This is a genomic window from Bizionia myxarmorum, assembly GCF_008086205.1.
In the GTDB taxonomy this organism is placed as follows: Bacteria; Bacteroidota; Bacteroidia; order Flavobacteriales; family Flavobacteriaceae; genus Algorimicrobium; species Algorimicrobium myxarmorum.
On the sequence record NZ_VSKK01000001.1, the window covers coordinates 1244650 to 1266208 of the forward strand.

General features: G+C 34.6%; 20 protein-coding genes. 12 read left to right on the forward strand and 8 right to left on the reverse strand.

What is annotated here, in order from left to right:
* Positions 1-115: 115 nt before the first annotated feature.
* Positions 116-745: a 16S rRNA (guanine(527)-N(7))-methyltransferase RsmG gene (rsmG, locus tag ES674_RS05590; RefSeq protein ID WP_148402983.1), complete on the forward strand. Its 630-nt coding sequence runs from the start codon at positions 116-118 to the stop codon at positions 743-745.
* An 86-nt stretch (positions 746-831) separates the two neighbouring features.
* Here rsmG and ES674_RS05595 read toward each other — a convergent pair whose 3' ends face one another.
* Together ES674_RS05595 and pruA are read right to left on the reverse strand one after the other, a co-directional pair.
* A complete protein-coding gene (locus ES674_RS05595; RefSeq protein ID WP_170233968.1) occupies positions 832-3207 on the reverse strand; it encodes a T9SS type A sorting domain-containing protein in 2376 nt (791 codons plus the stop codon).
* Positions 3208-3332: 125 nt separating this feature from the next.
* Positions 3333-4961, reverse strand: coding sequence for an L-glutamate gamma-semialdehyde dehydrogenase (pruA, locus tag ES674_RS05600; RefSeq protein WP_148402985.1), 1629 nt, complete (start codon positions 4959-4961; stop codon positions 3333-3335).
* Between the two features lie 147 nt (positions 4962-5108).
* Here pruA and ES674_RS05605 point away from each other — a divergent pair, with 147 nt between their 5' ends.
* Positions 5109-5822 carry an NRDE family protein gene (locus ES674_RS05605; RefSeq protein ID WP_148402986.1) on the forward strand — a complete coding sequence of 238 codons (714 nt, stop codon included), beginning with the start codon at positions 5109-5111 and terminating at the stop codon, positions 5820-5822.
* Between the two features lie 11 nt (positions 5823-5833).
* Here the strand turns inward: ES674_RS05605 and apaG are convergent, their stop codons facing one another.
* Together apaG and ES674_RS05615 are read right to left on the reverse strand one after the other, a co-directional pair.
* Complete coding sequence (gene apaG, locus ES674_RS05610; protein ID WP_148402987.1) at positions 5834-6220, reverse strand: Co2+/Mg2+ efflux protein ApaG; 387 nt, start codon at positions 6218-6220, stop codon at positions 5834-5836.
* A gap of 94 nt (positions 6221-6314) precedes the next feature.
* Positions 6315-7568, reverse strand: coding sequence for a type IX secretion system plug protein (locus ES674_RS05615; protein WP_148402988.1), 1254 nt, complete (start codon positions 7566-7568; stop codon positions 6315-6317).
* Positions 7569-7766: 198 nt separating this feature from the next.
* On the opposite strand from ES674_RS05615, the gene ES674_RS05620 reads away from it, so the two are divergent.
* The 6 genes from ES674_RS05620 to nqrF all read left to right on the forward strand — a co-directional run bounded on the left by ES674_RS05620 (position 7767) and on the right by nqrF (position 13930).
* Entirely contained in the window at positions 7767-9122 is a 1356-nt protein-coding gene (locus ES674_RS05620) for a Na(+)-translocating NADH-quinone reductase subunit A (protein ID WP_148402989.1), read from the forward strand.
* Positions 9123-9161: 39 nt separating this feature from the next.
* Positions 9162-10367: an NADH:ubiquinone reductase (Na(+)-transporting) subunit B gene (locus ES674_RS05625; protein ID WP_148402990.1), complete on the forward strand. Its 1206-nt coding sequence runs from the start codon at positions 9162-9164 to the stop codon at positions 10365-10367.
* A gap of 2 nt (positions 10368-10369) precedes the next feature.
* Positions 10370-11164 carry a Na(+)-translocating NADH-quinone reductase subunit C gene (locus ES674_RS05630; RefSeq protein ID WP_148402991.1) on the forward strand — a complete coding sequence of 265 codons (795 nt, stop codon included), beginning with the start codon at positions 10370-10372 and terminating at the stop codon, positions 11162-11164.
* 1 nt (position 11165) lies between these two features.
* Positions 11166-11810 carry an NADH:ubiquinone reductase (Na(+)-transporting) subunit D gene (locus tag ES674_RS05635; protein ID WP_148402992.1) on the forward strand — a complete coding sequence of 215 codons (645 nt, stop codon included), beginning with the start codon at positions 11166-11168 and terminating at the stop codon, positions 11808-11810.
* A 64-nt stretch (positions 11811-11874) separates the two neighbouring features.
* Complete coding sequence (gene nqrE, locus ES674_RS05640; RefSeq protein WP_148402993.1) at positions 11875-12621, forward strand: NADH:ubiquinone reductase (Na(+)-transporting) subunit E; 747 nt, start codon at positions 11875-11877, stop codon at positions 12619-12621.
* Between the two features lies 1 nt (position 12622).
* Positions 12623-13930, forward strand: a complete 1308-nt coding sequence (gene nqrF, locus ES674_RS05645) for an NADH:ubiquinone reductase (Na(+)-transporting) subunit F (protein WP_148402994.1) — start codon at positions 12623-12625, stop codon at positions 13928-13930.
* Between the two features lie 93 nt (positions 13931-14023).
* Here the strand turns inward: nqrF and ES674_RS05650 are convergent, their stop codons facing one another.
* Together ES674_RS05650 and ES674_RS05655 are read right to left on the reverse strand one after the other, a co-directional pair.
* Positions 14024-14746, reverse strand: a complete 723-nt coding sequence (locus tag ES674_RS05650) for a YggS family pyridoxal phosphate-dependent enzyme (RefSeq protein WP_148402995.1) — start codon at positions 14744-14746, stop codon at positions 14024-14026.
* A 1-nt stretch (position 14747) separates the two neighbouring features.
* Positions 14748-15794 (reverse strand): AAA family ATPase, encoded by a 1047-nt coding sequence (locus ES674_RS05655; protein ID WP_148402996.1) that lies wholly within the window; start codon positions 15792-15794, stop codon positions 14748-14750.
* 244 nt (positions 15795-16038) lie between these two features.
* On the opposite strand from ES674_RS05655, the gene ES674_RS05660 reads away from it, so the two are divergent.
* Positions 16039-17835 (forward strand): OmpA family protein, encoded by a 1797-nt coding sequence (locus tag ES674_RS05660; RefSeq protein ID WP_148402997.1) that lies wholly within the window; start codon positions 16039-16041, stop codon positions 17833-17835.
* An 82-nt stretch (positions 17836-17917) separates the two neighbouring features.
* On the forward strand, positions 17918-19090 hold the full coding sequence (locus ES674_RS05665) for a hypothetical protein (RefSeq protein ID WP_148402998.1): 1173 nt from the start codon (positions 17918-17920) through the stop codon (positions 19088-19090).
* A gap of 104 nt (positions 19091-19194) precedes the next feature.
* On the opposite strand, the gene ES674_RS05670 is transcribed toward ES674_RS05665, so the two are convergent.
* A complete protein-coding gene (locus ES674_RS05670; protein ID WP_148402999.1) occupies positions 19195-19638 on the reverse strand; it encodes a Na(+)-translocating NADH-quinone reductase subunit F in 444 nt (147 codons plus the stop codon).
* 111 nt (positions 19639-19749) lie between these two features.
* Between ES674_RS05670 and ES674_RS05675 the strand changes: the two genes are divergently transcribed.
* Positions 19750-20127 (forward strand): Na(+)-translocating NADH-quinone reductase subunit F, encoded by a 378-nt coding sequence (locus ES674_RS05675; RefSeq protein WP_148403000.1) that lies wholly within the window; start codon positions 19750-19752, stop codon positions 20125-20127.
* A 3-nt stretch (positions 20128-20130) separates the two neighbouring features.
* Positions 20131-21186, forward strand: a complete 1056-nt coding sequence (locus ES674_RS05680; RefSeq protein ID WP_170233969.1) for an FAD:protein FMN transferase — start codon at positions 20131-20133, stop codon at positions 21184-21186.
* Between the two features lie 3 nt (positions 21187-21189).
* Here the strand turns inward: ES674_RS05680 and ES674_RS05685 are convergent, their stop codons facing one another.
* Positions 21190-21558, reverse strand: a complete 369-nt coding sequence (locus ES674_RS05685; RefSeq protein WP_148403001.1) for a DUF423 domain-containing protein — start codon at positions 21556-21558, stop codon at positions 21190-21192.
* Position 21559: the final 1 nt, after the last annotated feature.

The following is a 21559-nucleotide window of genomic DNA, read 5'->3' on the forward strand; positions in this document are numbered from 1 at the left end:
TATTTGGGTTATTTCCATATTTATGCAAATATAAATAATATGCACGGGTATGTATACAAAGTTTTCATAAAAATATGCGTAAAAATTTACCTATTTTTGTCGAAAATATTCAAGCATGGAGCTTATTTTAAAGTACTTTCCTAACCTAACAGAGGAACAGATTAATAAATTTACCTTATTAGAAACGCTATATCAGGATTGGAACCTGAAGATTAATGTGGTGTCTAGAAAGGATATTGACGAGCTGTATTTACGCCACGTTTTACATTCATTAGCGATTGCGAAAGTTATAGAATTTAAACCAGGAACCCAATTAATTGACGTAGGAACAGGCGGTGGTTTTCCTGGAATTCCTTTAGCCATATTGTTTCCAGAATGTACCTTTCATTTAGTAGATAGCATAGCCAAAAAACTGAAAGTGGTAGATGAGGTTGTTGCTGGTTTGGAACTAACAAACGTAAAAACCACACATGCTCGCGTTGAGGATGTTAAAGGAACTTATGATTTTATTATCAGTCGCGCCGTTGCTGCAATGCCTACTTTCGTGCATTGGGTAAAGGGTAAGATTGCCAAACAGCAAAACCACGAACTTAAAAATGGAATTCTATATTTAAAAGGTGGTGATCTTTCTGAAGAACTTCAAGATTATAGAACCGCCACTATTTATGATATTTCAGATTTTTATTCTGAAGATTTTTTCAATACTAAAAAAGTCGTGCATTTACCCATTAAATTTAGAGGTTAGATTTTCTGTTTTACTATAGAAATTAATTAAAATAAAAAAAGTTCCAAATGTATTTTGGAGCTTTTTCCTTGATAATAATTTAGAATTTATTTCACTAATAATTTCGTTTTTAAAATGGTGTTATCAGCAGATTCTATATTTAAAACATATAAACCTGAGGCCAGTTGAATTAGAAGACTCGTGCGTTGATTAATAGTTTCAATCGAATTTAAAACCACTTTTCCAGTCATATCAACAATCGAAATTTTAGCATCTTGATATACTTGCGAACTTAAAATTGTTATGCTTTTGGAAACAGGATTTTGTTCTAATTTAATCGAATTTTGGGTAAATGAATCCGTATTTAAGGTTTGCAAAATAATTTCGTTTAAAGCAAACTCTACATTTAATGGCGTCAAGGTTACGTGTGGTTCGTTGGCATTTGGCATATACCAAGCATCAAAAGGTGTTGTGCTAGTTGTTCCGCGACCCGTTGTAACGTTTGATGGTGTATGAAACCAATTAATTTCATTAGACGTAATTTGAAAAGCCATAGCGCTTACACTTGGTATAAAATTGAAATAGTCCGTACTTAAAGCAGAAAGAAATTCGCCAACCAATCCGTCTGTAGATAAATCCGCCGTTAATTTTATAAGATCAAACATGCCACCAGAAGCCGCATCTACACCGTTAGAAAAACTATGAGAAGTTGATTCAGCATTGCTAATACGATCATTTGCTAAAGGAAACCACCAAGCAAAATCCAAGTGAACTTTACTATTAAATGCACGGCTTCCCGCATTTGGTGTGAGATAGGTCTTTACTTTCATATCGGCGCCAGTCGTTACATCAATATTTGCATTTACAATACGGCTTCCAGGATTTAAATCATTTTGTGCAGCCGTATTATCTGGGATTCTGGCATTAATACCACTACCGTTAATAATAGAAATATTTCGAGATAATTCTGGGAAACCAGATGCCGTTAAATTTTTCATTCTAGCATCGAAAATACTTCTATAGGGATGAACCATTGGCAATGTTAAACTAGTATTGAATGATACATTATCACTATTGGTAATATGTGGTTCAAATTGATCTACTAACATTTGTCTGGCTGCCGATGAACGCAGCATACCATTAATAATTGGTTGTAATTCTTCTACGTTTTGACTTCCTAAAACCCAGAAATCATCTAATCCAAAAGCTAAAAAATTAAATTGATGTTGAAATCCAATGGGCACATTCGCACCATGATGTGGCGCGTCAAAAGAAATCCATAAACGCGTTTCATGATCCATATTGCTATTTTCCATATAGTTTAAAGCATATCTGGAAATTAAACCACCCATACTTGGACCAATTATGACGTTTGGTTCCACACCTATTTTTTCTGCATTTATAATGTTGATTAATTCTACCAATAACATGGCGTTACGCTCAATAAAATCAACTCCGCCATCAATCATTTTAGAATCGTCAGCACGCTCGTAAACTGGAAAATTTAATATGATAACATCAAAACCTTCGTTTCTTACTAAATCGCCTAAATTGGATGTTGTACCATTTTGTTCAAAGTTTAGTAATTCATAAATACCTGTAATATCACGACCATCACCAGGATCAAAACCATCAACTAAAATAATAGGTTTGTCTAGAATATTATCGGCGCTTAAAAATAATTCATACTCACCAGTTCCTACATATGAAATGGCTTCACCGTAAGGTGATAAATCCGGTGTAATAGTAGAATTAAAAGTTGCTACTGTTCTGTTGAAATGTGACTGTAAATCGGCGTTTGAATTACTGATTTTCAATGAAGCATGGCGTACAATGACGGTTTCATCTTGAAAGATTATTTCAAAAGTTAAATTTTTATTTCCAGCCTCTGAAAACGTAATCTGAATAGTTTCATTCGCGGTTACGGATCTAAAACCTAGACCATCATCAAAATTTATAGAGATTCTCTCAATAGCGTTTTCTGTGGTGTTGATGACGTTATTCTCTGTTAAGGTAAAGGTTGTGTTTAAACCTTTATGGTTTGTAAGTAAAGGGGAAGCGATAGAAATAGATTTCTTTTCAAAAATGTTTTCATTAGAATCTCGTCTTAAAATAGATCCTTGAGCATCACGCGTTATTGCCTGACTTCGCATGGCGTGTTCTGTGATAGATTCAAAATCACTATGTAAAATTGCTAAAGGAACACGATGGTCCAATTGGCTTTGTTCACTTTGTTTTTTCAAATTAGAAAGGGGCTTCAAACGATTTTCAAAATCATTTTGCGCTATGGCTTTGTATGCTTGATAAAAACTATAGGTATTATTGATTTTGTGGTTGTAATCTGTGATATCTACAACTGGTGATTGCGGCACTAAAATGCTGGTTTCCATACCAGATTTGTCAAATTTTTCAAATGCTTTTTGATTCTGTGAAAAACCAGAAATAGAAAGCAAAAAAGCGAAAAGAACGTAGTTAATTTTCATGTGGTTAAAGTATTGGTTATTTAAATATACAGTCTCCATTTGAAGCAAACTAATTGTTTGGATAAACGACATAAAAAAACCCTTGACAGGTTATGAAAAGGGTTTTTTATAAAATTTTGTAAGTTTTATTCGCCTAAAAATGGATATCTGTAATCCACTGGCGTTACAAATGTTTCTTTAATTAATCTAGGTGAAACCCAACGTAACAAGTTTTGTGAAGAACCCGCTTTGTCATTTGTTCCAGATGCTCTTGCACCTCCAAATGGTTGTTGTCCTACAACAGCGCCTGTTGGCTTGTCATTAATATAGAAGTTACCAGCACTATTTTGAAGTGCTTTTGTAGCTTCTTCAACAGCGTAACGACACGTTGCTAAAATGGCACCTGTTAAAGCATAAGGGCTCGTTTCGTCTACCATTTTTAAAGTTTCCGTAAAATCGTTCTCGTCATAAATGTAAATGGTCATAACTGGTCCAAATAATTCTTCAACCATAGTTGTGTACTTCGGATTCGTTGTTACAATAACCGTAGGTTCAATAAAATATCCTTTCGATTTATCGTAATTTCCACCAACAATTATTTCAGCATCCTTATCAGATTTTGCGTCGTCAATGTATTTTGCTAATTTATCAAAAGAACCTTCGTTGATAACAGCCGTAATAAAGTTGCCCATATCTTCCGGAGAACCCATTTTAAAGGACTTCACATCTTCTATTACGTATTTTTTAACGTCTTCCCAAAGGTTGCTAGCAATGTAAGCTCTAGAAGCTGCACTACATTTCTGGCCTTGGAATTCAAAAGCACCACGAGAAATAGCCGTTGCTACTTGTTTAGCATCGGCCGTTTTATGCGCAACGATAAAATCTTTACCGCCCGTTTCACCTACGATTCTTGGGTATGTTTTATAATTGGTAATGTTATTTCCTATTTGTTTCCATAAATCTTGGAACACAGGTGTTGAACCCGTATAATGTAAACCAGAAAAATCTGGGCTAGCCATAACCGTATCCGTAATCATACCTGGATTACCAAAAACCACGTTAATAACGCCATCTGGTACACCTGCTTCTTTAAAAACATCCATGATTACTTTAGCAGAGAAAATTTGGTTGTTACTCGGTTTCCAAATAACAACATTCCCCATTAATGCCATACAGGATGGTAAGTTTCCAGCAATAGCTGTAAAGTTAAAAGGTGTTACAGCATAGGTGAAACCTTCCAATGGACGATATTCCACGCGGTTCCATGCACTACTAGTACTTTCTGGCTGATCCTTATAAATATCAGACATGAATTGCACGTTGAAACGTAAAAAGTCAATTAACTCACAAGCTGCATCAATTTCAGCTTGGTAAATATTTTTAGATTGCGCAATCATGGTTGCGGCATTTATTTTAGCGCGGTAAGGACCTGCAATTAATTCAGCAGCTTTTAAAAAGATGCCTGCACGTTGTTCCCATGGCATTTGAGACCATTCTTTTCTCGCTTCTAAAGCTGTAGAAATAGCGTCTTCAATATGCTTCTTTTCAGCTAAATGATACGTCCCAACAATATGTTTATGATCATGAGGCGGAGACATTGTTCTCGTATTTCCTGTTTTTACATCTTTTCCATTGATGTACATTGGTACATCAACTTGTCCGTTGTACATGTCTTTGTAAGCTTTTAAAACTTCTTCGCGTTCTGGCGATCCTGGTGCATAAGATTTTACAGGCTCGTTCACTGCAGTTGGTACGTTAAAGAATCCTTTTCCCATGAGTGTATGTGTATTTTAATGTTTATGTTAATTTCAAGCTGCAAAGGTAAGGTTTTTTAGATATTTTTTTGATACAAAGGCTCTTAAATGCGCGTTAAATCTTGAACTAATTTTGTAAGTTTCGATAATTTTAAGGACAGCATGCTTATGTGTACATTAACTTTTATTCCGAAAGGTAACAACGATTTTATTCTTACCTCCAATCGTGATGAGGCATCCAACAGACCCACACGTTCGCCTGATTTTTATATAGATAATCATGTGAAATTACTGTATCCAAAAGATGAGAAAGCCGGTGGCACGTGGATTGGTGTCAGCGAAAAAAGCAGATTAGTTTCTTTATTGAATGGAGGCTTTATGGCGCATGAACACGGCGGAACCTATCGCTTAAGTCGCGGTGTTGTTGTGAAAGATGTTTTATGTGCTACAGATTTTCTAAACACTATAGAAACGTATAATTTAATAGGCGTAGAGCCATTTACAATGGTTATCCTAGATTGGGAAAACGATTTACAGCTCTATCAATTGGTTTGGGATGGGAATACCAAACATTTTGACCAATTACCAATGGAAGCGCGAATATGGTCTTCATCATCTTTATATACCGAGTCTATGAAGAGTTTGCGAGAAACTTGGTTTAAAAATTTCAAAGAAAATCATGATGCTTCTGCAGAAAACTGGTTAAAGTTTCATACAACAACGGAAAAAGACAATTTGGATTTTGGGTTGCTCATGGATCGTAAAATTGTGAAAACAACCAGTATTACGCAAATAGAAAAGACGAATCAGCTCTTAAAAATGTGGTACCTCAATTTGCAAAACCAGGAAACGGTGGAGCAAGAGATGCTTTTTTCAAATTAATAAAGTGGACTTTAATTTATAGCGAAAGGCGCACTTAATCTAAAAGTTGGAATATTAACTTTAAACTTTTTAGTGGTTTCTAAATTAATCATGCTATAAAAGCCTTGCATGGCACCAAAGGGCGATGTTAATAAGCAGCCGGACGTATAGGTATGTGATTCGCCAGGTTTTAAAATAGGTTTTTTCCCGATGACACCTTCACCCTTAACTATTTCAACATTATTAAGAGCGTCTAGAATAGTCCATTCTCTAGCATATAACTGCACCAATTCTTTACTTTGGTTTTCTATGGTTACTTGATAACCAAAGGCGAATTGCATTTTATAATCTTTATAAAATGAGCCTTCAAAATGGGTTTCCACCGAAATTTTAATACCTTTTGTAACTTGCTGAACCATGCTATTAAGGGTTTCAAGGGTTTAGATTTATGCTAATGTAGGAAATAATCACATAGAAAGAAAACAAATTAAATTTTGTCGATTAAAGGGTAACTTAATTAGAAATGTTTACCGAATTCCCTTCGCCAATGCCAATAATACGGTCATATCTAGCACCCAAATCACGATAGTAAACGAGGACTTTATAATCATTTTCGGTTTGCCAATAACTACCGCCAATGGCACTTTCGCTTATAGCACCTGTTCGGTTGTCCACGATTACGTATTTAAAGTTGTAAAAACCTTGCTTTAGTATAATAGGAACTTGGTAAATGCCTTGATTGGGATTAAACGTCATTTTAGTGAATTTGCTAATGGCATAATTATTAAAGTTTCCATAAACGTGAACCGATTGATTGGCTGGTAACTCCTTCATTAATAACGAAAAATGCATCCAGGCATAATCGGCTTCAATATAAGGCTTCTCGGTATCGATGGCTGTTACCAAATAATTGCCGTTAATATCCGGATTGTAGGTGTAAGGCTGATTAAAACGCGGCACATTCGTGAATAGGTAATTGCTGTAAAGTTCATGTAATTCTATAAATTGAATGGCCGAATTGGCGCCACGAATATCTTTATTCTCAAAGTAGAAATATTCGTTGCCACCTTCAAAAAGAGTTTCGTGGGTGTACTTATAAATCAATTCGTTTCCAATGGTATATTGTGGTGGTACATCTCTAATAGCCGTGTTGAGGTTATTATTTTGAATAATTACCGTTTTTACCGTTTGTGCCGGATTATTAAATTGCATATTTCCGGAATTAATAACAATATCAACGCTTTGCATGGTTTCCACTTTTCTAACATCGCGCGATCTTTTAATAGAAACGCCTACGCTGGCTAAATTTTCTTGAACCATAAATTTTCTAGAAAAAATAAGTTGATCGAAATCATTATAGATTTTAATCATATAATTCCCTGAAACTTTTAAACCTCGGGTTTGCTCATTTGGTAAACGTAATTTATAATGTGAGTAAATTTGATAGGTATTGAAAGAGTTTTCATAATCGCGAATACGTTGATTATCAATACCGTTTAAGTATTCGGTTTGCATGAGTTGCGAGCGCGTCCAATCATAGTCAAAGTGCTCTATTTTGTAATAATAATCGTCTTCATCACCATTTAAGGCATCAAATTCCAAATTTAATTGTTGACCCAATTGTAAAATAGGCAATTGGCTTTCTCGTGTTTGACCTTGAAAGCTAATAGATTTTATATAACCTGGAGGATTCACTTCTTGCTCTACTTGCGCATAACCACCACAACTACATGCAATTACAAGTAAAGTTGTAAACGTTTTAAACATACGTAATTTGTTTTAAGACGATAAAGATAAGTAAATTTTGAACGCTATAATTTTTCCTTATTTAGAAAGGGTATAAATAACAAACTTCAGGCAAGTCTCATGTTAAATGATGTTTAATTTCGTAAATTTGCACCGATTTTTTGAGTTAATCAAAGGTCAGAATCATATTTTTTACTACTAACGAATAGATTTATAAACATGTCAAACGACATTACCATTAAAAAAGGTCTAGACATCAAGCTTAAAGGTGCTGCTGAAAAAGTGACTGAAAATGCTATTATTAGCAATTTCTGCACGGTTAGACCAGAAGACTTCCACGGTGTTACACCAAAGTTAATTGCAAAAGTTGGAGCAAAAGTAAAAGCAGGAGAGCCTATTTTTTATAACAAGGCTCAAGATTCTGTTATGTTTGTTGCACCTGTTTCAGGAACTATTGTTGATATTCCAAGAGGTGAGAAACGTCGCATTTTATCAGTTAAAATTCAAGCAGATAAAGAGCAAATTTTTCACGATCATGGTGCGTTTAACACAGCAGATGCTACTCCAGAAACCATTAAAGCGCATTTATTAGCATCAGGTTGTTGGCCTTTTATCAAGCAAAGACCTTATGATATTATTGCAGATCCAGAAAGAACGCCAAAAGCAATCTTTATTTCGGGTTATGCATCGGCGCCTCTAGTAGCAAATTACGATTATGTGCTTCAAGGAAAAGAACCTGAATTGCAAGCTGCTATCAACGCTTTAGGTAAGTTAACAACAGGTCAAGTTCACGTTTCTGTTGGTAAAAACACCAATTCGCCTTTAGCAGGTTTAAGCGGAATGACACTTCACAATGTATCTGGACCACATCCAATAGGAAACGTAGGGACACAGATTAATAAAATAGATCCTGTTAATAAAGGAGAAACCGTATGGACTATTAATCCGCAGGATTTGGTTATTATCGGTGAGCTTTTATTAACTGGTAAATTCAATGCCGAGCGTTTGGTTGCTTTAGTAGGTTCATCTGTTAAAAAACCAAGATATTTCAAAACTAAAATAGGTAGTGAAGTTGCTACTATGGTTTATGATAATGGTGTTGAAAAAGATGGAAACGATCGTATCATTTCAGGTAGCGTATTATCAGGTAAGCAAGTAAAGCCAGACGGAAGTTTGGATTATTATAGCAATACCATTACGGTAATTCCAGAAGGTGATGATTACGAGTTTTTTGGTTGGAATAAACCTGTTTTCGATAAAATTTCAACCTCAAGAGCGTTGACATTTTCATGGTTAACACCAAACAAAGAATTTGAATTAACAACCAATACAAACGGTGAGCATAGAAACTTTGTTTTAACTGGAAAATATGAAGAGGTTTTTCCTTTTGATATCTACCCTTTACAACTTTTAAAGTCTTGTATGTATAAGGATTTGGATGAAATGGAAGCTTTAGGTATGTACGAAGTGGCTCCAGAAGATTTTGCCTTAACAGAATTTATTTGCGTGTCTAAACAACCACATCAGCAAATTATTAGAGAAGGTTTGGACGTTATGATTAAAGAAATTGGTTAATGATTCATGTTCCTTGTGAAATGAAAAATATATATAAAGATGAGTTTAAAAAGTAATTTACATAACTTAAAGGAGAAGTACAAAGGTACCAAGATGGCACCTGCGTTTAACGCACTTCATACTTTTTTGTATTTGCCAAATGAGACCACACATAATGGGACTCATATTAAAGCTGCCGATGATTTAAAACGAACCATGAATATTGTTATTCTTGCTTTGGTTCCTTGTTTAATTTTCGGAATGTTTAATGCCGGTTATCAGCATTATTACGCGCTAGGTGAAATTGAAACAGCTAAAGGTTTTTTAGGTGCTTCTTTCTGGACTTTAGATAATTTAATAATTGGTGCATGGACCGTTTTACCTTTAGTTGCTGTTTCTTACGGAGTAGGACTAGGAGTAGAGTTCTTATTTGCCGTTATAAAAGGACATGAAGTAGAGGAAGGTTATTTAGTAACTGGTATGTTAGTGCCATTAATTGTGCCTGTAGATATTCCTTTATGGATGTTAGCAACGGCCGTTATTTTTGGTGTGGTAATAGGTAAAGAAGTTTTTGGAGGAACAGGAATGAATATCTTGAACCCCGCATTAACTATACGTGCTTTCTTGTTTTTCGCTTATCCAACTTGGATGTCGGGAGATAAAGTTTGGGTTCACGGTGCTGTTGAACGTGCTGGAACGCCAGATGCTATTTCAGGTGAAACCATTTTAGGTTCCTATGCTCAAAATAGCTCTATAGCTTATGATTACTGGGATATGTTCTGGGGAATTATACCTGGATCAGTAGGGGAAACATCTAAATTCTTAATCATTATAGGCGCTTTAATTCTTATTTTCACGAAAATTGGAAGCTGGAGAATTATTGTAAGTACACTGGTAGGTGCTTTAGTAATGGGCTTAATTTTTAACGGTGTTGTAGATGCTGGATGGATTACAAATACAAGTAAATTTTACGGATTAATGAGTGTTCCTTTCTGGCAACATTTAATTATTGGTAGTATTTTATTTGGTGCTGTATATATGGCAACAGATCCCGTTACCGCATCGCAAACCAACAAAGGAAAATGGATTTACGGTTTCTTAATTGGATTTTTGTCTATTATGATTCGTGTTTTCAACCCAGCATATCCAGAAGGTGTATTCTTGGCAATATTATTAATGAACGTTTTTGCACCAACTATTGATCATTATGTGATTCAAGGTAATGTGAAACGTAGAATGAAGCGTTTAAAAGTTAAAACAGCATAATTATGGCAGTTAATACAGATAAAAATTCATACACCATACTATTTGCAGTAGTAATGGTTGTGGTAGTAGGTTCCATATTAGCGTTTACGGCATCGTCTTTAAAACCTAATATTGAAGAAAACGAAAGAATGGAAAAGCAACAGAATATTCTGTATGCTATAGGAATTAATGGAAATGAAGGACCATCAGATATTTCCTTCATTTCAACTTCTGAAGTAGCTGAAGCTTTCTCAACTAAAATTTCAGAACAATTAGTTTTAGAATCTAAAGACGGTCAAATTATTCAGGTAATGACACGTGAAGATTATATGGCTGCTAATAATAAGCAAGAACCATACTTAATTGATGTTAAAAAGCAGCAAACTAGAGCTAAAGAAGGTAAATCTAGATTTTTACCTTTATTCGTTGGGGAAATGGAAGGTAAAACGGTTTATGTAGCACCAATAAGAGGTAAAGGATTATGGGATGAAATTTGGGGATATGTTGCCGTAGATGAAAATATGGTAGTTAAAGGAACCTTCTTTGACCATGCCGGTGAAACGCCTGGTTTAGGAGCCAACATTAAACAACGTTATTTTATGGACGATTTTTATGGCGAACATTTGCTGTCAGAATCGGGTGCCTTTAAAGGTATTAATGTTGCCAAAGGTAACAACGATCCTAAAAACGAAAGAAAAGAAGATCATGCAGTTGATGCGTTAGCTGGAGCGACTATTACAGGTGATGGTATTGCTAATATGATTAAAAAAGATTTAAAACTGTATTTACCATACTTTCAAACTCTAAAAAATAATTAATATGGCACTTATATCAAAAAAAGACGCGAAGTTAATTACAGATCCATTAGCAGATAATAACCCAATTACCATTCAGGTACTAGGTATTTGTTCGGCTCTGGCAATTACAGCAGAACTTAAGGCATCCATTGTAATGGGTATTGCAGTAATTTTTGTCTTGGCTATTGGTAACGTGGTTATTTCTTTAATGCGAAATATCATTCCTTCAAAAATTAGAATTATTGTTCAACTTATCGTTGTTGCTTCATTAGTAATTGTGGTAGATCAGGTATTAAAAGCATTTGCATTTGAACTAAGTAAAACCTTATCTGTTTTCATTGGTTTAATTATTACCAACTGTATTATTATGGGTCGTTTTGAAGCTTTTGCTTTAGGTAACGGACCCTGGAGATCATTTTTAGATGGTATTGGTAATGCTTTAGGATATACAGTTATTCTAATAATAGTTGGTTTTTTCCGCGAGTTATTAGGTTCAGGAACGTTATTTGGTTTTCCAGTTTTAGGAGATCCAATTGAAAAGACAGGGGTTTATGCGTTTGGTTATGAAAATAATGGTTTTATGTTAATGCCGCCAATGGCTTTAATTATTGTTGGATTAATTATTTGGGTACAACGTAGTCGAAACAAAGCTTTAATAGAGGACTAGTACGTTAGCCGTTTTTAAAAGCAGTTAACAGTATGTATAGTATAAAATTTAAAAAAATAAAAAAATGATAGAACATATAGAATTATTTTTTAAGTCCATCTTTATCGATAACATGGTCTTTGCGGTATTTTTAGGTATGTGTTCATACTTAGCCGTTTCTAAAAAAGTGGCAACAGCTGTAGGTCTTGGAGCAGCTGTAATATTTGTATTGGCTATAACCGTTCCTTTAAACTGGTTATTAGATCAGTATTTATTACAACCGGGCGCTTTAAAATGGTTAGGACCAGAATTTGCTGATTATGATTTAGGTTTCCTTTCTTTCATCATGTTTATTGCAACTATTGCAACCATGGTGCAGTTAGTGGAAATTGTAGTAGAGAAATTCTCTCCTTCATTATATAACTCATTAGGTATTTTCTTGCCACTTATTGCTGTAAACTGTGCTATTTTAGGTGGCTCTTTGTTCATGCAATCTCGTGAAATTGAAACTTTAGGTTTAGCACTTAATTACGGTTTCTCTTCGGGAATTGGTTGGTTTTTAGCCATTTTAGCTATTGCAGCTATTCGTGAGAAAATTAGATATTCAAATGTTCCAGCACCATTAAGAGGTTTAGGAATTACTTTTATCATTACTGGTTTAATGGGAATTGGATTTTTAAGTTTTGGTGGTATGTTAACAGGTGGTGATGAAGAAGGTGAGCCTTCAACAGAGCCAACAGTGCAAGTAGAGCAGGTTAAAACTGAAGACCTGTCAGAATTTAATTCCACGCAACATGAAAATGTTGCTGAAAATACTAAAACAGTAGACTAATATGATTTTAGCAGCAGAAACATTCGGAACAGTTGCAACTACAGTAATAGCGTTTTTAATTATTACGCTAGTACTAGTAAGTTTGTTATTATTTGTTAAACAGAAACTACAGCCATCAGGACCTGTTACAATAACTATTAACGGAGAAAAAGAAATTGAAGTTTCTTCAGGAGGAACTTTACTATCTACGCTAAGTGGTAATAAAATATTTTTACCATCTGCTTGTGGTGGTGGTGGTACGTGTATTCAATGTGAATGCCACGTTGTTTCTGGAGGAGGTGAAGCTCTTCCTACCGAAACACCTCACTTTTCAAGAAAAGAATTGAAAGATGGTGTTCGTTTAGCGTGTCAGGTTAAAGTAAAACAGGATATGGTAATTACCATTCCTGAAGAAGTATTTGGTATTAAAAAATGGGAAGCTACTGTTGTTCGGAACTATAACGTAGCGTCATTTATTAAGGAATTTGTAGTGGAAATTCCAGAAGATATGGGCTATAAAGCCGGTGGATATATTCAAATTGAAATTCCTGAGTGTGAAATTAAATTTGCAGATATAGATATTACAGCGCATCCAGAAGAGCATGAAACGCCAGATAAGTTTCAAGCAGAATGGGACAAGTTTGCGTTATGGCCATTAGTCATGAAAAATACAGAAACGGTAGAGCGTGCTTATTCTATGGCGTCTTACCCGGCAGAAGGACGTGAAGTTATGTTAAACGTACGTATTGCAACACCACCTTTTGATCGTGCTAAGAACGGTTGGATGGATGTGAATCCAGGTATTGCCTCGTCATATATTTTTGCTCAAAAGCCAGGAGATAAAGTGATTATTTCTGGTCCTTATGGTGAATTCTTCATCAATGAATCGGACTCTGAAATGTTATACGTTGGTGGTGGAGCTGGAATGGCGCCAATGCGTTCACACTTATACCACTTATTCAAAACTTTAAAAACGGGTAGAAAAGTAACATATTGGTACGGTGGTCGTTCTAAACGTGAATTATTCTATTTAGAACATTTCCGTGAGTTAGAAAGAGATTTTCCTAACTTTAAGTTCTATTTGGCATTATCGGAACCTGCTCCAGAAGATAACTGGAAGGTTAAAGAAAATATTGATGCGCCAGGTGATGGTTTCGTAGGATTTATTCACAACTGTGTAATTGATAATTACTTAAATCATCATGATGCACCAGAAGATATAGAATTGTACTTCTGTGGACCTCCGTTAATGAACCAAGCTGTTCAAAAAATGGGCGAAGATTTTGGTATTCCAGATGAAAACATTCGTTTTGATGACTTTGGAGGTTAATTCAAAGTTATATACAAAAGTAAAAGCCGACTCATTTGAGTCGGCTTTTTTTTATTAATTAAAATTGTAGAATTAGGTAAAAGAGTCTCTATTTTAGTTGGTTTCGTTCCAGTAATAACTATCGGGATGTTCACGTTTTCCAAATATGGCGGTTCCAACTCTAACTATGGTGGCTCCTTCTTGGATAGCCACTTCTAAATCGCTGCTCATACCCATGGATAATTCATGGGCTGAAATGCCTTTGTCAAGAAGTTGTGTTTGTATATTTTTTAATAATTTAAAACATTTTCTAACTTTTTCATCCTCTGCTGAAAATAGTCCAATAGTCATAAGGCCTTTAATGTTAATACGGTTAAACTGCTGAACATCTAAAGCAAAATTAACGGCATTTTCTGGATTCATGCCAAATTTACTTTCTTCATAAGAGGTATTAAATTGCAAATAGGCATCTATCGTTTTGTTTTCATATTCCAGTCTGTTTTGAAGTTTTTTAGCCAATCTAAGTCTATCTAATGACTGAATACAAGCCACATCATAGCGTAGCAATTCCTTGACTTTATTTGTTTGAAGGTGACCAATAAAATGCTGTTCATGCCGGACGCTTTTTAGGTCCTCGTATTTTTCTTTAATCTCCTGAATTTTATTCTCACCAATTAAAGTTTCACCTGCTGCAAGCGCCATTTTAATATTTTCTGCGGAAACCGTTTTAGTGGCTAACAAAAGCCTGACCTCTTTCCGACTGCGACCTGCATTTTCGCAAGCTATTTCAATGCGATTTAGAATGCTTTGAAGGTTTTTTGGAATGTCATTTTTCATATTATAAGATATTTCGCGAGACATAAACCCAAACAGCCGTTCCTAAATTCGTGGTTTCTTGAACGCGTTTGTAATGTGAAAGCATGTTTTTATCAATTTTGAGAAGTTCTTCACCCGTTATTTCAAAAACAAATCCATCTATCAAATCATTTTCTACTTTCGATTTCATGGCGATCTGTGGTATCATATTTTCGCCTTTGTCATGTGTCAAAGCTTCTGTACTATTCAAATTTTGAAGTTGATAACCAGAGATACTATCTTTTCTTTCTTGGCCAATTTCACTTGAAAATTGATTCTCTAAATTATTTATAAGGAAGCCCGCATACATGAAAATTAAATGCTTTTTATTCTTTTCTAATTGAATGGCATGAGCTTTAATTTGCTGATAGGTTAAATCTTTGGCTTCTGCATAAGAAATGCCATAGGTTCTATTGATATTTGTGATGGTTTCTGGAAAACTGGAAAGGAGCCGATTATAATAACGATCTAAATTATCCTTACTTGGTAACTCGTAATTTAGTTTTATTTGAAATCTACGAAGTATTGCCGTATCAATTATATCAATATGATTGGTGGCGCAAATTAATAAGGAATTGTCTGCTAAATAATCAACTTGTTGAATTAAGGAATTCACGAGTCGTTTCATTTCACCTGAATCCTTAATGTCATAATCTCTTAATTTTCCAATAAAATCAAATTCATCTATAAAAAGGATGGCATTTTCAGTGGAAGCGCGCTTGAAAAGTTCAGCAAGATTTTTTCCTGTTTCACCTAAACGCGAGGAAATAAATCCACTTAAATCTATAGTAATAACATTTTTATTGAGCGCTAATCCAATGGCATGTGCCGTTGCTGTTTTTCCGCAGCCAGTATGTCCATGTAATAAAATCTTATTATCAACCGGTATATGTAATTTATTAAGCGCATCTATATAAGTAAATTCCTCTAAAAGCTGGTCTATTTTATCTCGGACTTCATTGTTTAAATGAAGTTCATCCAGCGTTAAAGGGTTGTTTTTTGATTTTATTGTGCTGTTTTGATAGGCCATAAATGTTAAGAGTTTTTAAACTTAATATCCAGCCCAAATTTAGTGAAATACTTCTGGTTTCATTGCCTTTCTGTTTGAGCAATTGCTGTATTTAAATACCGTGTATTTCGAAAAAATAGCGTGTCATTTTTCCATATCATTTTCGAGGTTTGGTGTTTTCTTTAAAAATTATTTCTAAAAACGGGTAACAATTTTATGTGCTTTTTGATTTAAGAGCGAGTAACATAATTTAAATCACGTTAAAATGAAGAATTTATTAAAACTACTGCTAATGTCGTTTGTGTTCGCAAACGTATTTTCAGCCATGGCACAGGACGAGCCATTGGATCGGAATTATTTTCAATTAAGTCCACGAATAGGATATGACTTTCCTTCTTATAATAACAATACGCCTTATATAGATTATAAAGGTGGACCAGATTTTGGTCTTTCATTGGACTATTACTGGAACTGGTTTGGTGTAGGTGCTGATTTTGATTATATAACAAATAGCCCCGAAAGCACCTATGGTACCACTGATCTTTATGAATCAGACCGCGTAACACCTATAAATACATTCAGTTTAAGTGAAGATAAAATCACACGTATGTTTTATGGTATTGGACCAAATGCACAATACAGAACTAAAACAGGAAAGTTTACTGCTGAACTGAATACACGAATAGGACTGGCTTCTATTTCTGGCGGAAGAACTAATTTGGAAGGTACTTCAACCAATTTATTGGGTTTAACCACACATCCTTTAAATTTTCATGCTGGCTATAAAGATTCTGGTGTTTTAACTTTTAAAGGTCAAGTTCGTTTAACTTATTTCCTGAATAAAAACTGGGGAATAAACGGAGGCGCTTATTATATGAAGCATTTCGGTGTACAAGAGTTGAATGAATCTGGTGTTTCGGCATTATATCATCCATCCACATTAGTAACCGAAAATGTGGAGCAACCAATAAACGTTTTAGATCGTGAAGCTTTTTCTAGATCAGAACCTTGTGATTGCGATATTTCATCTATTGGTGTTTTTGCAGGTGTAACCTATAAATTTACCAAAAACAAAGTAGTTAAAGAGGTTGAAAACGTTTGTCCAGTTTGTCAGGAAGATCATTTGCCTCATTGCTGTGCAACCTGTGGTTGTGGAATAACTATAATGGCAAAAGATAAATTTACAGGCGAAATTTTACCTGAAACAGATATAATCCTAAAAAATCTAAATGGAGATATTGTGCAAAGTGGCACAACAAACGCTTACGGTGTTGTGGTTTTTAATGAGGTATTAGAGAATGATTACGTAATAAGTGGGAAACTCTACACGGTAAATTTAGAAGATGAACGCATTTCAAAAGAAGAATTTAAAAACTGTCAAAAAGATAGCGCTGGAATTCAAAAAGTGATTTTGTATACCGATGAAAACTTTATTCTTAAAGGAAATGTTGTAGAATGTAATGTAGACCAAGGAATTCAAAGTGTCAATATTATATTAAAAGACAAGTTAAATACCGGTGAAAAACATACACTATCCGATGTTGAAGGCGACTTTATGTTTCACTTAAAACAAGCATCAACTTACACCTTAAACGGTAAAAAAGATGGTTACTATTCAAGTGAAGTAGAGGTTTCAACGGATTCCTACGAACGTGATAAAACCTTGTTTATAGATTTTGAAATGTGTGTAGATCCATGTGGTAAAGCTATTAAACTGGATAATATTAATTTCGATTTAGATAAATCTGATATTCTCCCTGTATCCATTCCAGATTTGGAACGCATTGTAAAATTAATGCAAGATAATCCTAACATTCAAGTTGAAATGTCATCGCATACAGATAGTCAAGGATCTGATGTTTATAATAAGAAACTATCACAACGTCGTGCAGATGCTACTGTCAATTACATAGCTAAACAAGGCATTTCAAAAGATCGTTTGATTGCCAGAGGTGCTGGAGAAACCGAATTAAAAAATGCAAAATGTGCCAATAATGTACCATGTACAGATGATGAGCACCGTGTAAACCGTAGAACAGAATTTAAAGTGGTTTGCTTTTAATAATATTTGAATGAGTCTGCTATTAATCATTAATCCAATCAAGGCAGTTGTTAATTGCTGCCTTGATTTAAATTTAAAAAACATGAAATATTTATATATAAACCCCGAAAACCCAATGTTATCAACCATAATTAATAACGCTTTCAAGTTTCTTTGCGTTATGATACTCATGTCAGTAATGTCTTGCAGCGAAGAAGATGTTTGCGCTTATGATGAAGGTTCTCTAGACCAAAGTTCTTTTGAATGTAAAGACTTGCTGCTAAATGTAGGCGATCTTTGTGACTCTAATGGAGATGGAATTAAAAATGGAATTGTAAACGATGCTTGCGAATGTCTACCCAATTCAGGTGTTTTAGATTGTGAAGATTTGCAACTTAATATAGGCGATCCATGTGATTTTGATGGAACGGGCTCTATGGATGGCATTGTAAGTGATTCTTGTGAATGTTTGCCAGATAATCGTGTTTTTGATTGTCAAGATCTGCAACTTAATATTGGTGATGCCTGTGATTCCGACAATGATGGAATTAATGACGGAACGATAAATGATGAATGTCAATGTATTCCAGATTTCCCAATTATAAGATCTTGTCCTGGCTTTATTCAAAATGGTGATTTTGAAATTATAATAGGCAATCCAAATAACGTGATTGATGAAGATATAGATTTAGCCACGAACTGGAAAGCACTTTGGCAAACCGGAAGTCTTGCTGATTTGTTTGATGATTCAACAGCTAATTATGGCACGGGCTGCTTTAGTGGACCAACACCATTGTCTGGCGTTTTTGCTGGCATGTGGATTGAAAACACAACTAATCCAGCAGGCGGACCCCTTTATAGAGAAGGTATGTTTAATGAGCTAACAACGACCATAAATCAGAATACAGGTTCATATACATTATCTTTTGACTATGCCAACATGAGTGAAAATTGTGCGAGTTCCAACGATGTTAAGGTTGGTGTATACGGTGTTTACCATCCTACTGCAAACCCATTACCAGCTAGTCCAACAGGCATTGCAACGCCAAGCAACCTGGATTTATTTGGTGCGACAAATACGGTGTTTTTAGGTGAAGTAATCGTAACAGCAAGCACAACAAACGCTTGGATTACAACTAGCTTGACTATAGATACAAGCTTATTAGCGTTCCCAACAAACGGAATTAACCATATTATGATTACCAATTCCCACCTGCCTTTTAATCATTATGGAAAAATGTATTTAGGATTTGATAATTTCTGCATGATTAATTAAGGTCTAAATTTGAAAATAAAAAGCTTAATGCTTGGAAAGCAATAGGAAGTAAGAAAAAACCAGCATATTGTGCTGGTTTTTTTTATATGAATTTTTATGGATAATTACGTGTGAAGATCAAGCAACTCTATTTTAAAATTAAATAACGCCGTGCAATCCATAACATCTTTTACGCCGTCCAATTTGCAAAGTTGTATAACCACACTGCATAAACCATGGAATAGGCTATTATTATCTAGTATTTCTGGTTTAAGTAGTCTGTTATTTTTAGTGATTTTGTAACCACAGCCTATCAAAAAAGATCTTTCAATCTGTAATAATTCTAAGGGTGAATAGCCATTAAATCGTCTGCCCAATCTTTGATGAAGTGAACCCAAATAATTTAATTTCTCGGTACCATGATTGTCGGTTAGGTGTTTCCACAAATCATTGTTATCTACAATATTACCAACAGCACATTGTTTGCAGTCTTCAGGGTTTAAGGTGTTATTATGAAACGCCGAATATAATTTTTCAATAGATTGATTAAAACGAAACGAATTTTTCATAGTTCTACGTTTTTTTAGTTTGCGTCAGTAAAAGTTACAAAAAAATATTTTATTTTTTAAGTATAGGTAACCTAATTGGTTAGGACTCCAATAAATTAGTAATTTTGCAAGATGAAAAAAGCACTTACAGAACAGGAACGCCATAATTTGGCTATGAACCATGTGGGTAAAGATTTAGAGTCACGTGGATTTGAATTTGTAGCTATTAATAGCAAACTAAAAAAGCATCCGCAATTTGTTTGCATCGACAAGAATAGTCAGTATTTCTTTGTGATTGTGCGGGCTGTTCTATTGCCAGATAATCCCAATAATTATGATATAGTTTGGATGGAAACCTTTAAAGATCATGCTCGTGAAAAAGATGCTAAAGTTCTTTACGCCGGCGTAGGACTTGGAAATCCAGACAGCGAAGATTTGCCTATATATTTAAATGAAGAATATCTAATTGAATATAACGGTATTCAAGTTATTGAAAATAATTTAAATTAAGTTATGACACAGAGATTCACAGAGGAAACGCAAAGATTCACGGAGTTATTTTTAAAGAGTAACCATGATTCTAATCTCTCCTTGAGCGTTGCAAAGACCTTGTGCGTTTTTTTAATATTCATTTCTTTTTCTTGTAAAAAAGAACCAACAAACACCAAATTATCAGGGTCTGTTTTTGGAACGTCTTATTCAGTAATTTATGATTCTGATGTAAATTATGAAAAGCAATTTGACAGCCTTTTTGCTATAGTCAATAAATCCATGTCTACATATATTCCTGATTCTGATATTTCGAAATTAAATAGAAATGAACCTGTAACTGTTGATTCACACTTTTTACATGTTTTTAATGCATCTAACGAAATTTACCAAGCTACAGAAGGCGCTTTCGATCCTACTATTGGCGCTATTGTAAATGCTTGGGATTTTGGTCCTGAAGGAAAAATAATTGCATTAGATAGCGTGAAAATTGATAGTCTTATGGAAGGCGTTGGTTTTAACAAGGTTTCTGTTCAAAACAACCAGATTATTAAACCAGAAATTACCTTTATAGATTTTAATGCCATAGCAAAAGGATATGGCGTGGATGTTATTGCTGTATTCTTGGAGTCAAAAAACATTAAAAACTATTTGGTTGAAATAGGAGGCGAAATTCGCACGCGTGGTAAAAATAAAGAAAAACAAAGCGACTGGAAAGTAGGCGTAGAGCTACCCAATTTTGATGGTGAACAAATTATATTAAATGCCATCAGCTTACATAATGAAGCCATGGCCACATCTGGAACGTATCGAAAATTTAAAGTGGATGAAAATGGCAACCGCTATTCACATATTATTGATGCTAAAACGGGTTATCCGAGCAAAACAAATTTATTGAGTATTTCTGTATTAGCCAAAGATTGTATGTCGGCTGATGCTTATGCAACGGCTTTTAAAGCTATGGGATTGGAAACTACGAAGTCATTTTTAAAAACACATACCGATTTAAAAGTGTTTTTGATTTATGAGAATGATGCAAAAGAATTTGAAACGTTATCTATTAATGGTTTTCCAGAATAATATCTAAAATGCGTTTATTAAAAGTAACAACCAACCAATAACCAGAAGCAAACCGCCAATAGGCGTTATCGGCCCTAAAAACCGCAGTTTCTTTCCTCTTGAATCCGATAAAACAAGTCCGTAAATACTAAATGAAAATAGTAGAATTCCTATTGTGAAACACCAATAGATTGCTGGTGATAGATTTGTGTAGTTAAAGCCTAAAACTAATAAAACAATGGCATGATACATTTGGTATTTTACCCCCACTTCAAAACTCTGTAATTGTTCTGCAGATAAAGTTTTCTTTAAAGCATGCGCACCAAAAGCGCCAAAAATTACAGATAACATTCCGAAAAGTGCAGCTGTTGCAATTATAATATCTTGTGTCATA